The sequence below is a fragment of the Lamprobacter modestohalophilus genome (assembly GCF_016583905.1).
Lineage (GTDB): Bacteria > Pseudomonadota > Gammaproteobacteria > Chromatiales > Chromatiaceae > Lamprobacter > Lamprobacter modestohalophilus.
Map to the genome: position 1 here is coordinate 1 of NZ_NRRY01000077.1, position 14,374 is coordinate 14,374.

Genomic DNA, 14,374 nt, shown 5'->3' on the forward strand with positions numbered 1-14,374 from the left:
AGGACGACGGCTTTCCGCTCAAGCCGCAGAAGATCCTCTGGGACCTGCGGCAGGTCTTGGCGCCCGAGGACATCCTGATCTCCGATGTGGGGGCGCACAAGCTGTGGATCGCGCGCATGTGGCAGGCGCAAGCGCCGAATACCTGCCTCATCTCCAACGGCTTTGCGGCGATGGGGATTGGCGTGCCTGGCGCCCTGGCAGCCAAGCTGGTGCATCCCGAGCGACGTGTGCTGACCATCACTGGCGATGCCGGTTTCCTGATGAACTCACAAGAGCTCGAGACCGCCTTGCGCCTTGGGCTCGCGTTCGTGGTGCTGATCTGGAGCGACAGTGCCTACGGGTTGATCAAGTGGCACCAGGACAAACGCTTCGGCCGCGAGACCCAGATCCGCTTCAACAACCCGGACTTCGTCCAGTATGCCGAGAGCTTTGGCGCCCGTGGCTACCGGGTCGAATCGGCCGCGCAGCTGATCCCGGTGCTCGATGAGGCACTGCACTGCGGCACCGTCGCCGTGATCGACTGCCCGGTCGACTATACCCAAAACATGCAACTGACCGAGCGCCTCGCCGCGCTGCAGTGTCCGGTCTAAGAGGAGTCCTGACGATGTTGACGCTATTCGATTCCACCCAAGACTTCCTGCTGACCTCGTTGCAGCTGATGTCGGCGCTGTTCATCTTTGTCATCGGCCTGGCTGCCCTCTGGGCCGTCTACGCCTATCTGGTCGACAGCACCCAGAAGTCGCAGGCGATCCGGCGCAACTATCCGGTCATCGGCCGCTTCCGCTATCTGTTCGAGCGCCTCGGCGAGTTCTTTCGCCAGTACTTCTTTGCGATGGACCGCGAGGAGCTGCCGTTCAACCGGGCGCAGCGCAACTGGGTCTATCGCGCGGCCAAGGATGTCGATAACACCGTCGCCTTCGGCTCGACCCGCAACCTGACCGTGCCGGGGCAGGTGATCTTCGTCAACTGCCCGTTCCCGACCCTGGGCGAGGATGCGGTGCCATCGCAGCCGATCACCATCGGCCCCTTTGCGCGGCAGCCCTATACCACCGCCGGGCTGTTTCATATCTCCGGCATGAGCTACGGCGCCATCTCCAAGCCGGCGCTGGAGGCCCTGGCGAGCGGGGCGGCCCAGGCCGGCTGCTGGCTCAACACCGGCGAGGGCGGGCTCTCTCGCTATCATCTGGAGAGAGGGACCGACCTGGTGTTTCAGATCGGCACGGCGAAGTATGGCGTGCGCGACGCCGCCGGGAACCTCAGCGATGAGCGTCTGCAGGCGGTCGCCGCGCATCCCCAGGTGCGGATGTTCGAGATCAAGCTCAGTCAGGGCGCCAAGCCCGGCAAGGGCGGTATCCTACCAGCGGCTAAGGTCACGCCGGAGATCGCCGAGATCCGGGGCATTCCGGTCGGGGTCGACAGCATCAGCCCGAATCGTCATCCCGATGTCGGCAACACCGCCGAGCTGCTCGATCTGATCGAGCGCGTGCGGCGGGTCACCGGCAAGCCGGTCGGCTTCAAGGTGGTGCTCGGCGCCTATGGTTGGCTCGATGAGCTGCTGGGCATGGTGCATGTGCGCGGTGTGGCCTCGGCGCCGGACTTCATCACGGTGGACTCCGCTGACGGCGGCACCGGTGCGGCGCCGATGCCCTTGATGGACGACATGGGCCTGCCGCTGCGTGTCAGCCTGCCGATGCTGGTCGACAAGCTCAACGAATATGGCCTGCGCGAGCGGATTCGGGTGATCGCCTCGGGCAAGCTCATCACCCCGGCCGATGTCGCCTGGGCGCTGTGCATCGGTGCGGATTTCATCACCTCGGCGCGTGGGTTTATGTTCGCGCTTGGCTGCATCCAGGCGCTGCAGTGCAACAAGAACACCTGTCCGACCGGGATTACCACCCATCAGCGCAAGTTCCAACGCGGCCTGCATGCGCCGACCAAGGCCGTGCGGGTGGCAGCCTATGTGCAGAATCTCTCCAAAGAGGTCGGCATCATCGCCCATTCCTGCGGCGTGCGCAGCCCGCGTGAGCTGCGGCGCTTCCATGCCCATCTGGTGCAGGCGGATGGACGGACCATTGGGCTGGATCAGCACCATCCGGAGGCGAAGCGCCGCGTGGTCGAGTCCTTGAGCCAACCAGGGCATCCAGCGGATCTTGCTGCTGCGGGCTCGGTGAGTGCGGCGAGCAGCCCGATCGCGCCGCCGGCCGATCTGTGGGGTCGTCTTGAGATCACACGTCCCCCTCAGATCGAGCATGCCGCCGAGGAGCGAAAGGTCCCCCTCCAATGACACAAACTCAAAACAGCAGCGGTGGTCAGGTTCGCCCGCTCAGCGACGGTGCTCGGGGTTCTCGAAATCGAACCGGCAGCCTGCCGACCAGGCGCGGCGGTCGTTGCCGTGGTTGGGCAGCCCACCGGCGTCTTTCAGCATCCGCGCCATATGCATCAGGTTCCAGGTCATGATCGTGGTATTGCGTTGCGTGAACTCGTTGTCGAAACCGGCGCCGTCGTCGCCATAGCTCGGCCCTGGTCCGGCCTCGCCGAGCCAGCCGCAATCGGCCTGCGGCGGGATGAGGTAACCGAGATGCGACAGTGAATAGAGCACGTTCATCGCCACATGCTTGGCCCCGTCTTCGTTGCCGGTGACGACCACGCCCCCGGTCTTGCCATAGAAGATGGATTGCCCGTGATCGTTCAGCAGCCCGGACATGGCGTAAAGACGCTCGATCAAAAGGCGGCAGAGGGAGGATTGCTCGCCGAGCCAGATCGGTGTGCCGATGACCAGGATCTCGGCGGCCTCGACCTTGGGCCACAGAGCGGGCCAGTCGTCATGGTCCCAGCCATGCTCGCGCATGTCGGGCTGGACGCCGAAGGCGATGTGGTGCGCGCTCATGCGGATCTCCTCGACCGCGATGCCGCTCTTGCGCATGATCTCGGCCGATGTTCCCATCAGCAGTGCTGTATGTGAAGCCTGATCGGGATGCTTGAGCGTGCAGTTGAAGAACAGGGCGCGCAGATCGGAAAAATCGGTGGTGTTCTGCTGGCACAACGCGGATTGTCGTTCGCTAAGACTCATGAGCTCGTACCTGTTGCTGATGATTGGCGCTAACCGACGGGTGACTGTCGGACAGGTTCGCGCAGCTTGGCCGAGCCGACAGGATAAGCCAGCGAAGAACCGCTCGTCTGTCAGTGTGCTGGGTGCAGCCTATAGGGGCCAACGATCCCGGTCAGCGCAGTGCCACTGCCCGCCGGAGCAGCACTCGGGGTTCGTCGGGTATGCGCCTAATGTCCTTGCCTTTCAGAGTCGGCCGGTGCATCTGAATCCTATCCAGCAGCGGTTTGTCGCGACTGGCTAGCATCCGCGACAGCCTGGAGAAAGCGACTAAACAGAGCAATGAGCCGAGGAGGAGCCTTCCGATGACCGAAGACGCAGACCAGTATCAAACCCATCGTATCGCCGCCGAGGTCAGGCCCGCCGGGTCGCTCGAGGTGCTCAATCCGTTCAATCTGCACCCGATCGCGACCGTCGACACCGTCGATCTTGAAGGCGTCGAGCAGGCGCTCGCGGTGGCCGATGCCTGTTACCGGCAGCGCGACGGCTGGCTGCCCGACTTTGAACGTATGGCGATCCTGCGCCGGGCCGCTGAGCTGATGGCCACGCGCATTGAGGAGCTAGCTCTGCTGATCGCGCGCGAGGGCGGTAAGCCGCTGGTCGATGCGCGGGTCGAGGCCGAGCGCGCGGTCGACGGCCTGCGCTGCTGCGCGGAGCTACCACGCCACAGCGGCGGGCGTGAGGTGCCGATGCAGGCCACCGCCGCCGGAGCTGGGCGCTGGGCCTTCAGCACCCACGAACCGATTGGCCCGGTGGTGGCGATCAGCGCCTTCAATCATCCGTTGAACCTGATCGTGCATCAGGTGGCACCGGCGATCGCCGCCGGCTGTCCGGTGATCATCAAGCCGGCCGAGGACACACCGCTGTCGTGCCTGCGCTTCATCGATCTGCTGCGCGAGGCCGGTCTGCCGTCAGCCTGGGCGCAGGCTTTGGTGACGGATTCGCCCGCGACCGCCGAGGCGCTGGCGACTGATCCCCGCGTCGCCTTCCTGAGCTTCATCGGCAGTGCGCGGGTGGGTTGGCATCTGCGCTCGCGGCTGGCCGCCGGTGCGCGCTGTGCGCTCGAGCATGGCGGCGCGGCGCCGGTGCTGGTCGATCGCGGCGTCGATCTGCAGCAGGTCGTGCCCTTGCTGGCCAAGGGCGGTCTCTATCACGCCGGTCAGGTCTGCGTCTCGGTGCAGCGCGTCTACGCGCATCAGGATCAGGCACTGAGTCTGGCACAGGCGCTGGCCGAAGCGGCGGCCGGGATGCAGGTCGATGATCCAAACCTGGCCGAGACCGCGATCGGGCCGTTGATCCGCCCGGCCGAGGTCAAGCGAGTGGACCAATGGGTGCGCGAGGCGGTGGGGCAGGGCGCGACCCTGCTCTGCGGGGGCGAGCCGCTCTCGCGCACCTGCTATGCGCCGACCGTGCTGTTCGACCCGCCGATGACGGCCAAGGTCAGCACCCAGGAGCTGTTCGGGCCGGTGATCTGCGTCTATCCCTACCTTGAGGTCGATGCGGCGATCGAGGCGGCCAATGCCCTGCCGTTTGCATTCCAGGCGTCGGTGTTTACGCGCGAGCTAGCGTATGCGAGGCATGCGGCCAGCCGGCTCGCGGCCTCGGCGGTGATGATCAATGATCACACAGCCTTCCGCACCGATTGGATGCCGTTTGCCGGATTACGTCAATCCGGGCTGGGCACTGGTGGGATGCCCTATACCTTCGAGGACATGCGCATCGAGAAGTTGGTGGTTTGGCGGGCGGACTGAGGCATCGGGTCGTCAGATACGCTCGCCAACAGAGCTTGACGAGCGTTCCGTCACACCCTGGGCACCCTGATCCTGCGGCACCTTATCGCTGCTGTCTGCGACTGTCCGCTCAATTGCAGATGGCCGATAGCAAGCGGATGCACTGCCTCGGCCGTGAACGGGATCGGATCTTTGATACCGCTACAGGTAGTGATACAAAGCCTATTGGGCATAAGCTGGCTTGGTCAGAGCGGCTTGACGAATTGAGTCTAATTTATCTTTACTCTGTTTCTCCCGGACTTTTTAGCTTGGTAAAGCAAATCATCTGCTTCTTTGTAATAGTCACTTTCATTAGAAATAGTATTCGTTTCTTTGCAGGCAAGCCCTATGCTAACAGTGATAAAAGAACTGATTTCACTTTTCTCGTGTTCTATATGCATGTTTTCGATGCTTTTTCTTAACATGTTTGCGAAACTAAGGGCGTGATCTTTGTTTTCAGCTTTATAAAGCACACCAAATTCCTCTCCGCCAAGTCTAAAGCAGTAATCATCTGCCCGCTGAGCATTCTTTTTTAGGCAATGAGCTACTTTGATTAAAGCCTTGTCTCCGGCTTGATGGCCATAATAATCGTTGTATTGTTTGAAGTAATCTACATCCATCATCAAAAAGCAGAGCAACTTGTTGTGACGCTTAGCAATTCTGATAGTGGCTGAAAAGATAGCGTCAAAATGTCTGCGATTATATAAATGTGTTAGCCCATCAGTAATGGCTTGCTGTTCGAGTTCTTCGTTTAATACATTGATAAAATAGAGAAGCCTACCAACAACGGTCATGTGAGAGGTTAAAAATTTGTCAGAACTGATCTTTTTTTTGCGCTCCGGTAAGGCTTTATGAGGTTTAAAGGTGATGCTTTCTTTCATGCCGACAGCGATAAAAGCGAGGTTCATTTGTGGCACCTCGCCTTGTATATCGCAGAACTCGCCAATCGTATAGAAACCAGATACAGGTGCGATATCTGCAAGATATTGCGTTTCCAGTTGAATATCATCAGCGAGCGCAAACCGTCGACAACCACATGTAAATAAAAAAATCGCTTCCGGAGTAAATGCATTAAGACTAGACTTGATATCTTGAAGATTGCTTTTAATGATTTCTGGGTTGAAAAAACCTAGTCGAAATGTCTCTCCCTCTCTAACACTTGAAATAAACGCTAAGGAGCCATCACTCCCAACACTCACTGGCACCTTTGCTAGATAATCTCCTTTTGTTTTGGTCAATAACGGAAAGCCAATAGCGTTGGCAAAAAATTCTGAATCGTCCTTGATATTTAAATATTTTGTATAGATATCAAACGCGGGTTTATCATCAATGGTGAATAATGTATTACCCTGGGCTCTTGTCGCGGTCATTTCTTTGCTCATGGGGGACCAGCCAACGAATGTGTGTTTCTTCAGCTGAAACGATGAGCCGATAAAGCAGATTGCGACAACGCCAGAGGTAAAGACTTCAGTGCCTGAGAGTAACAATGTACATTCATGAGCATAATCCCCAGCTCCGCCTCCAAAAACTTCAAACGCAAAGGATTCTTTTGTGAAGTTCTGAATCAGTACGCTAACATCACTACTTAGAGGTGTTGTCAGTAGCATGACAGCCTTAGGGCTGATTTTAAGCACTTGATGTCTCAGGGACATCGCCATTTCTTCTTCATCACCAAGTTCACTTTTGATGGTGATTGGTACCACGCTAGTGGCTTCTAAAAAAAGTAAAGTAATTGTAGTACTTCGTGTGATCGTTTTTCCATTATCAATTTCTCCCGTCGTGGTTGCGCCCACGAGAGTCACTTTAGCAGAGAAACCCAAAATAATTTGGCTGATGCTTTCAAGCAGGCTTTTATCGATATAGGCGGTATACACCATGGCTAGAATGCTTTGAGACCGTTCGCTATGCGTCAGAACTTCATCATTTGACAAGATGCCTCTCAAATCCTTCAGATTTTTTATGCTAACTGTAATTTGATGCATATGGGTATTTTTCTTTTCCAGATTATTGTGGGAGCGATATACTCTAGATTGTAAGCACTTTACACTCCTCAGCAATCGTTGCCACGGAACCCGTCAACGTTTTTCGAACAGGTCAGCATTTGTTCTCTGTAAAACCTCTGGTCGTTCGATACTCATGGCCTTTGCTCTGTTTCGAGGTTGTCAGGGTTGGCCATCCTCGCTGTCAGGATGCGTGTGTGTGCCGCAGCAATGGGGGGGCAGCTCGGTGAGGTCAAGGGCCTTGCCCTGCGAGACAATGCCATGGGCGTAGCACTGGACCGCCGCAGCAATGCGCAGCTCCCGCGCGAATTCCTGCAACGCCAAGCGCAACGCGCCTAAGGCCGATGCATCGAAATCAAAGGTGATCCTGGTTGTCATGGCTTTGCTCACTGTTGCTATTGGCGTTGTCGGTTGTCTTTTTACCCGTCGAGATGCGAGCTTAGAAGGGTGCCTGCTTGCTCACCGCCCTGATCTTATAAGAAACACAGTGAGCCTGCCCTCAGCGCCAGAGTAGGTGGACGCCAAGGCCAACACTGAGCTGTCAACGGTTTTTAAGCAACCTGATTGCTTGCTGAGCGAGCAATCCTTGACGGTCCTCGCGTGCAGGCATCAGCCACGCTCGGCAACAGGACTTGGCGAGCGTGCTGTCACGCCTTGGGCACCCTGATCCTGAGACACCTCATCGCTGCTGTCCTCAAGCGTCCGCGTAAAGCGCAGATGGGCGATATCGGGCGGGAAGAACATCGCCCAGTTCCACTCCAGATAGAGCCGCGCCTTGCGCGCCAGGGTCGGGATATAGAGCAGGTAGAAGCCGCGCCACAGCAGCCAGGGGATGAACCCGGACAGATTGATGCCGAAGACCCGAGCCACGGCGCGGTTATGACCGATGGCAGACATCAGACCCTTGGGCTGATAGCCGAACGCGCGGGTTGGCTCGTCGCGCTCATGCCGGGCGATGTTGGCCGCGAGCTGCGGGCCTTGGCGCAATGCGAACTGGGCCGTCGGTGGGCAGGGCGCTCCAGCGGCCCGGCTGTTCGGCACCGCCGCACAATCGCCGATCGCCCAAACACCCGGCAGACCAGGCACCGACATATCGGCCTCGACGCGCAAACGACCGCGCTGCTTCTCAGCGGGCAGGGCATCGATGAGCCGGTTCGCCGTGGTGCCGATGGTGCTGACAACGGTGCCGGCATCGATACGGCTGCCTCTGTTGAGCGTCACGCCCTGCGCATCAATAGCCTCACTACGGGTCCCGAGCCGCACCTCGACCCCGCCATGCCGGGACAGCTTGCGCTCGGTAAAGCGGCCCAGTCGCTCCGGCAGCTCCGGCAACAAGTGTGGACCCCCATGGACGATCACCACGCGCGCGGGCTCGAGCTGCGACTGCCGATACCAACGTTGGCTCTCGGTGAGGAAGTCGCTGATCTCGCCGGCGACCTCGACCCCGGAGAAGCCGCCACCGATGACCACGAAGGTCTTCAGCCAGCGGCGCAAGGTCGGGTTCTCGGTCAGCTCGGCGTCCTCGAGCCGGGCGATGACCCGATTGCGCAGATAGAGCGCATCGCCTACGGTCTTCAGCGGCAGCGTGTGCTCGGCCATGCCGGGGATCATCTGCAGATTGGCGCGGCTGCCGCAGGCCAGCACCAGATGATCGTAGTCGAGGTGGCCGCCCTCGGAGCTATTGCGGAAATGCACGCAGCGGGCCTCGGTGTCGATGCCGGTGACTTCGACCTGATGGACCTTGGCGCGTCGCACCATCTGGCGCAAGGGCGCGACCACATGACCCGGCAGCACCGAGGCGCCGACCACTTCGGGCAGCAGTGGGTTGTAGGTCAGATGGTTCTCCGCCGAGAGCAGATGGATCTCGGCCGAGCGCAGGTGCCGCTCAAGAGCCTTGGCCGCGGTCGCACCGGCGAAGCCGCCACCAATGATAACGATCCGGGGGCGACGGTCGGGGTCCGTAATGGGCGTGCTGGAGGCATCGGGCATGACGGGCTCCGGTTGGTCTGTTTACTGTCGGCGCGTGCCCAGTAGGATCTGGCGCTCACGCAGATCCTCCAGCAGGCTGCGACCGGCCTCGATCAGCTGCGACGGCCGTGGATGCTGAAGCTCGAGCGCGATGCTGTTGAGCAGATCCCGTCCGCTCCGGTGGCTCTGTTCTCGCAGCAGCACCAGTAGCCGCTGGGTCACCGCGTTGATCTTCAGAAACTCGATGCGCTCCTGTCGTGTGCGGTACACGACCAGATGCGTTGGCTCAGGGTCCGGCGCGTGCGGCTGGAAGTCCGCGCTGATGCGATGCACTGCAAAGCGGTAGCTGAGATTCCAGGCCAGCGGTGAGACCACCGGGACGCCGTCGAGCAGATCACCGTTCGAATCGGCGAGCGCGGGTCCGGCCTCGGCCTCGCTGAAGATCAAGGCGGTCTCGACCCACTCGTAGTGGGCAAGCTCCAGTACAAAGGGCGGGTCTTCGGGACGCAAGGCCCCCGCTGTGCTCAGGTAGGCCAACAGCTCCTGGCCCAGCTCCGGGAACAGGGGCGTCGTGGCGCGATGGGCGATCAAGAACCCGCGGATCAGCGCTCGCCAGCGCTCGCGGCCCAGACACTGGTACAGGACCGGAAAGCCCTGCTCGAGCAGCGACGCGACATTGTTGAAGATCAGCTCCCGATAGATCTGCAGACGGCGATCTTCGATGCCCGCTGGCGGCGGTTGCTGCTGCGGGTCGCGCAGATGGGCCGTAAAGGCCTGCTGGATCTGCATGAATCCGGGCGCCGCCTGAACGTTGGACTGAGCGTCGGCCTGTGAGAGGGAGGGGCGCTCAGGCATGAGCAAGGTATCCACTGGCAGTGACCCGCGGGGCTGCGCGCTGGTCAGTGTATTGCCGCTGGATGTCGCTGATCCGCTGCACCTCGGCCGTGAGCTCAGCGAGCGGCGGGATGTTGAAATCCCGCTCGAGCAGGGTCGGGAAGACGCCAACGCGCGCATAGGCGTGCTCCAACAGCGCCCACACCGGCTCGATCACATCGGCCCCATGGGTATCGATGCGCAGGTCCGGCGCCTCTTGGTAGTGCCCGGCGATATGGCCGTAGACGATGCGCTCGGCGGGCAGGGCATCGAGGAAGGCGATCGGGTCGTAGCGATGATTGATACCGTTCACAACGATGTTGTTCACATCCAGCAGCAGGTCACAGTCGGCTTCGTCCAGCACCGCGTTGATGAAATCGATCTCAGGCATCTCCTGACCGGGTGCGGCGTAGTAGGAGACGTTCTCCAGGGCGATGCGCCGCTCGAGGATCTCTTGAACCTGACGGATGCGCCGGACGACATGCTGCACCGCCTCGGCCGTGAATGGGATCGGCATCAGGTCATACAGCTGTCCATCATCCGAGCAGTAGCTCAGATGCTCGGTGTAGACCGCGATCTGGTGTGCATCGAGAAAGGTCTTGATGCGGTTGACGAACGGCACATCGAGCGGGGCGGGTGAGCCGATCGAGAGGGACAAGCCGTGGCAGACGAAGGGATGGCGCTCGGTCAGGCCGCGCAGCAGCCGCCCCCAGCGGCCACCGACAGCGATCCAATTCTCCGGCGCGATCTCCCAGAAGGAGACCTCCGGCGGAGGCTGTTCGGCTGCGGCGGCGATGAACGCGCGCCGCAGACCGAGACCGGCGCCATAAACGGGGTCGGGATTCATGTTCATGGCTGGCTTCTGGCGTGGGTCTATGCGGTGGTCAGGGCGGGATCAGCCCTTATTGCCGCACTTACCCTCGCCGCACTTGCCTTCGCCTTCGCCCTTGCCGTCATCCTTATTGCCGCACTTGCCCTCGCTGTCGCCTTTAGCCCCGCAGCTGCCCTCGGCCAGCTGCAGATAGCCGCTGTCGAGTTGCTCGGTGACGAAGGGGTTGTCGCTGGCCTGGGCCAGATTGGCGACGCTCAGGGTGCCGACGAGAGTAGCGCCGGCAATCATGGCGGCTGAGGTGATGATCTGCTTGGACATGGAAACACTCCGAAAGAATCTAAGGTTGGTATGCTGATAGCCCTTGTAGCGGCCTCGAGTCGCAGCGGTCGGCTTGCCCTGGTCGGCTCGCCGGCTTGCCCTTGGCCAGTGGCTATCACTCGCTAAAGACCGCAGTGGTCGGTGAAATCTTTCAGCCGATGTTGGCGAGGCTGCCGAGACGCGTAAGTCCAGCGGGTTAGCGGGGCGATACCACGATCGGCTGAGCCTCTGTGGCGCAACGGAGCAGCGGGGTAGGCGAGTTACCCGCATGCTGAAACCTCGAGCCCGGCCGAGTACAGCGCATCGGGCGCGATGGCCGACGATCCTCAGAGCACCGCGTCGATGCTCGCCCTGCTGTATTCGCTTAGCCGAGGCGCGGGATCAGTGACCACCTCGATCACCCAGGCCATTACCCATGTCATTGTCCCGGCACCTCGCCAGTCTGAGCCTGCAAGTCGCCGCGGCCTATCTCGCACTCGGGCTGCTGCTGAGCGCGGCGAGCCTCTACACCCTCAGCGCCTTTCAACGCCAATTGGGCGCGATCGAGCTGGTCAACCGTGCCGGGCAGCTCGAGCTGGCGGTCGAGCAGATGCACGCCCAGGCGATGAACTATTGGCAGAACGCCCCGCGCGACTATCCGACCTATTACCGCGATGTGCGCCTGTACTACCAAGACCTGCTGGCACAGATCGCGACCATCGATGGCATCGTCACCAGCTTCATGAGCGGCGACTTCAGCGACACGCTGCCGATGCCGATGCCGGCCTGGCTGCAGCCGCACCTCGGCCTCGAGGCCGAAGCAGCGATTGCCGCGCTGGAAGACACCTGGGAGACCTGGCGCGCGACGCTCTTTGACGCCCTCGGTGACGACGCGGACGAGCCGCGTCTGGAATGGGCCGCGGAGCAGGTGATCGACGACCACAGCCGGCTGAATGCCGCCGTGGAGGTCTTCGCCAAGGCCCTGCGCAGCTGGTCCGCGCGCGAATACCAGCTGATGATCCAGGGCACCCTGGCGGCCGCGGGTATCACCCTGGTGATCGCCGTGCTCCTGCTCTGGCTGCTGCAGTGGAAGGTGTTGGCGCCGCTGCGCCGCACCACGGCCGGCTTTCAGCGGGTCGCCGATGGCGACGTCCGCTATCAGCTGCCGGTGGTCGGCACCACCGAGCTGCAGGATCTCAGCAGCAGCTTCAATCGGCTCTCCGAGCGGCTGGACCTGCTCTACCGGCTGATCCATGCCCTGCAGCAGGGCCAAGACCTCGATCAGCTGATGGGGCTGCTCAACACCGAGTTTAGACCGCTGCTGGGTTGCGACTGGAGCGGCCTGGTGTTCATCGACGAGCGCCGGGCCAGCGCCCGCGTCGAGACCAGTTGGCTCGACGGCCTGCCGCAGCCGGGCGCTCAGCGGTTGTACCGGCTACAGGGCACGCTGCTCGAGCGGGTGTTGGCCGATGAGACGCCCCTGCATGTCCAGGCCATGGCCGAGCGCGCGAGCGCCAATCCGGCCTATGAGCTGCTGCGCCATCTGGTCGCGCTCGGCATGCGCGACGCCATCTTCTTGCCGCTGACCCCGCAAACGCAGACCCCGATCCCGGCGGTGGTGGTGTTCGCGACCCGTGATCCCGCCGGCTTCGGCGACGCCCGTCAGCGACTCCTCGGCAACATCGGTCAGCTGCTCACGCAGGGGGTTGGACGCACCGCGCGCCTAGCCGAGCAGGGTCGGCTCGCCGCCATCGGCGAGTTCGCCTCGGGCATCGTGCACGAGCTGCGCACGCCGTTGAGCACCATCGCCATGGCCCTCAATTTCCTCGCCGAGCGCACCCCAGAGCCGCGGGCCAAGCGCCGTTTGGACCTAGCGCTGGGGGAGGCCGAGCGCACGCGCCGGCTGCTCGAGGAGATCCTGCTGTATGCGAAGCCGTTGAGCCTGGACCCGCGCCCGGTGGCGCTCCGTCCGCTGCTTGAGGAGCAGATTGCGCTGGCGGCCGAGCGCCATCCTGGGCATTCGATCCAGCTCGAGCCGGCGTCGGATGGGCTTCAGGTCCTGGCCGATCCGGACCGAATGCGCCAGATCCTGACCAACCTCACCGACAACGCCTGCGAGGCCGCGCCTGTGGGTAGCGTTGTCACCTGGCGGATCGCGAAAACCACCGAGACCGCTGGGGCTGCCAAAACTGCAGAGGCCGCTGGTACTGCTAGGACCGGCGAGACCGCTGAGGCTGTCAAGACTGTTGGGACTGCTGAGAACGTCAAGCAAAGCGACGCGGACGAGGTCAGGCTCTCGGTGCACAACACCGGTGAGCCGATCCCGGCGGAGCGCTTACCGCGCCTGTCCGAGCCCTTCTTTAGCACCAAGGCCAGCGGCACCGGGCTTGGTCTGGCGATCGTGGCGCGGCTGGTCGAGCAACATGGCGGGCGTCTTTCGATTCGGTCGACGGCCGAGCAGGGCACCTTGGTTGAGATCGTGCTGCCGCAATGGGTCGATGAAACGCGCGGGATTGCGGCTACGGCTGACCCCAGCAGATAAAATCACCACGGAGACACGAAGGACACAGAGAAAGACAGACATCCGCAACCTCCGTGTACCCCGTGCCTCCGTGGTGAATACGTGATCAGTCTCCTCGTCTCAGGGACTCACAGCCGCAATCGCTTAATCGTCACTGAACCATGGCTGACGATGGAACATAGGCTGCATCGGCTGGAGTGACACTGAGCGATGATCTTCAGCGCTTCATGACCCGCAGCTGGTATTTCTCGATCTTGCGATCCAATGCTGGGCGCGAGATGCCGAGGACCTCGCAGGCCTGCCCCTTGTGCCCCTGGGTGTGATCGAGCACCTGCTGAATATGCGCTGAGGCGACCTCATCGAGGCTGCGCAGCACTGACGCCTGGTCGCCTGCTGATCCGCTCGCATGACGGCCGAACGCGGTCTCTGCATCCCCGCCGAGCGGACCTTGCTGACCGCCACGGCCGCCGCCAAGCTCGAGCATCTCCGGGGTGATCAGCGCATGGTGGGTCTGCAGCAGGGCTTGGCTCAATCGGTTTTCCAGCTCGCGGACGTTGCCCGGCCAGTCGTCCTCGGTCAGACGCGCTAGCGCGGCCGGCGTGATGGTCGGTGTTGGACGCTCAAGCCGGGCTGCGATGCGCGCGAGCAGCCCTTGCACCAACAGCGGGATGTCCTCGCGGCGCTCGCGTAGCGGCGGCATGCGGATCTGGATCACCTGCAGCCGGTAGACCAGATCCTCGCGAAGCTGCGATGCGCGCGAGCAGCCCTTGCACCAACAGCGGGATGTCCTCGCGGCGCTCGCGTAGCGGCGGCATGCGGATCTGGATCACCTGCAGCCGGTAGACCAGATCCTCGCGAAAGCGCCCGGCAGCGGCCTCACTAAGGAGATCCCGATTGGTGGCGGCAATGATGCGCGCATCGGTGTGGATGGATTCATGACCACCGACGCGCTCGAAGACGTGCTCTTGCAACACGCGCAACAGCTTGGCTTGCAGCGCGGGGGCCAGC

The 14,374-nt window shown here is 61.7% G+C and carries 13 protein-coding genes; 4 read left to right on the plus strand and 9 right to left on the minus strand.

Translation table 11 applies throughout. The features are described 5' to 3' along the window. Both CKO42_RS24220 and CKO42_RS24225 read left to right on the plus strand, forming a co-directional pair. The coding region (locus CKO42_RS24220) for a thiamine pyrophosphate-dependent enzyme (protein ID WP_242479668.1) at positions 1-590 on the plus strand (590 nt) is incomplete at its 5' end. Positions 591-604: 14 nt separating this feature from the next. Further along, positions 605-2,284 carry an FMN-binding glutamate synthase family protein gene (locus tag CKO42_RS24225; RefSeq protein WP_200250756.1) on the plus strand — a complete coding sequence of 560 codons (1,680 nt, stop codon included), beginning with the start codon at positions 605-607 and terminating at the stop codon, positions 2,282-2,284. A gap of 39 nt (positions 2,285-2,323) precedes the next feature. Here CKO42_RS24225 and CKO42_RS24230 read toward each other — a convergent pair whose 3' ends face one another. Beyond that, positions 2,324-3,070 carry a flavodoxin family protein gene (locus CKO42_RS24230; RefSeq protein WP_200250759.1) on the minus strand — a complete coding sequence of 249 codons (747 nt, stop codon included), beginning with the start codon at positions 3,068-3,070 and terminating at the stop codon, positions 2,324-2,326. 341 nt (positions 3,071-3,411) lie between these two features. Here CKO42_RS24230 and CKO42_RS24235 point away from each other — a divergent pair, with 341 nt between their 5' ends. Then, positions 3,412-4,857 (plus strand): aldehyde dehydrogenase family protein, encoded by a 1,446-nt coding sequence (locus CKO42_RS24235; protein WP_200250761.1) that lies wholly within the window; start codon positions 3,412-3,414, stop codon positions 4,855-4,857. Positions 4,858-5,105: 248 nt separating this feature from the next. Here the strand turns inward: CKO42_RS24235 and CKO42_RS24240 are convergent, their stop codons facing one another. The 6 genes from CKO42_RS24240 to CKO42_RS24265 form a co-directional block, all read right to left on the minus strand. Further along, on the minus strand, positions 5,106-6,806 hold the full coding sequence (locus CKO42_RS24240; RefSeq protein ID WP_200250772.1) for a sensor domain-containing diguanylate cyclase: 1,701 nt from the start codon (positions 6,804-6,806) through the stop codon (positions 5,106-5,108). A 231-nt stretch (positions 6,807-7,037) separates the two neighbouring features. Beyond that, positions 7,038-7,253 carry a UPF0175 family protein gene (locus tag CKO42_RS24245; RefSeq protein WP_200250777.1) on the minus strand — a complete coding sequence of 72 codons (216 nt, stop codon included), beginning with the start codon at positions 7,251-7,253 and terminating at the stop codon, positions 7,038-7,040. A gap of 231 nt (positions 7,254-7,484) precedes the next feature. Beyond that, the gene (locus CKO42_RS24250) at positions 7,485-8,864 is read right to left on the minus strand and encodes an NAD(P)/FAD-dependent oxidoreductase (protein ID WP_200250780.1); all 1,380 of its coding nucleotides are present in this window, start codon (positions 8,862-8,864) and stop codon (positions 7,485-7,487) included. Between the two features lie 21 nt (positions 8,865-8,885). Continuing rightward, entirely contained in the window at positions 8,886-9,698 is an 813-nt protein-coding gene (locus tag CKO42_RS24255) for an HvfC family RiPP maturation protein (protein WP_200250787.1), read from the minus strand. Further along, a complete protein-coding gene (locus CKO42_RS24260) occupies positions 9,691-10,569 on the minus strand; it encodes an HvfB family MNIO-type RiPP peptide maturase (protein WP_200250789.1) in 879 nt (292 codons plus the stop codon). Before CKO42_RS24260 ends, CKO42_RS24255 begins: the two co-directional genes overlap by 8 nt. 42 nt (positions 10,570-10,611) lie before the next feature. After that, positions 10,612-10,866 carry a low-complexity protein gene (locus tag CKO42_RS24265; RefSeq protein WP_200250791.1) on the minus strand — a complete coding sequence of 85 codons (255 nt, stop codon included), beginning with the start codon at positions 10,864-10,866 and terminating at the stop codon, positions 10,612-10,614. Positions 10,867-11,281: 415 nt separating this feature from the next. Between CKO42_RS24265 and CKO42_RS24270 the strand changes: the two genes are divergently transcribed. Then, positions 11,282-13,387, plus strand: a complete 2,106-nt coding sequence (locus tag CKO42_RS24270) for a sensor histidine kinase (RefSeq protein ID WP_200250793.1) — start codon at positions 11,282-11,284, stop codon at positions 13,385-13,387. 196 nt (positions 13,388-13,583) lie between these two features. Here CKO42_RS24270 and CKO42_RS24275 read toward each other — a convergent pair whose 3' ends face one another. Both CKO42_RS24275 and CKO42_RS27675 read right to left on the minus strand, forming a co-directional pair. Further along, on the minus strand, positions 13,584-14,066 hold the full coding sequence (locus tag CKO42_RS24275) for an AAA-type ATPase lid domain-containing protein (protein ID WP_200250795.1): 483 nt from the start codon (positions 14,064-14,066) through the stop codon (positions 13,584-13,586). Continuing rightward, the coding region (locus CKO42_RS27675) for a sigma 54-interacting transcriptional regulator (RefSeq protein ID WP_242479669.1) at positions 13,987-14,374 on the minus strand (388 nt) is incomplete at its 5' end. The genes CKO42_RS27675 and CKO42_RS24275, both read right to left, overlap by 80 nt.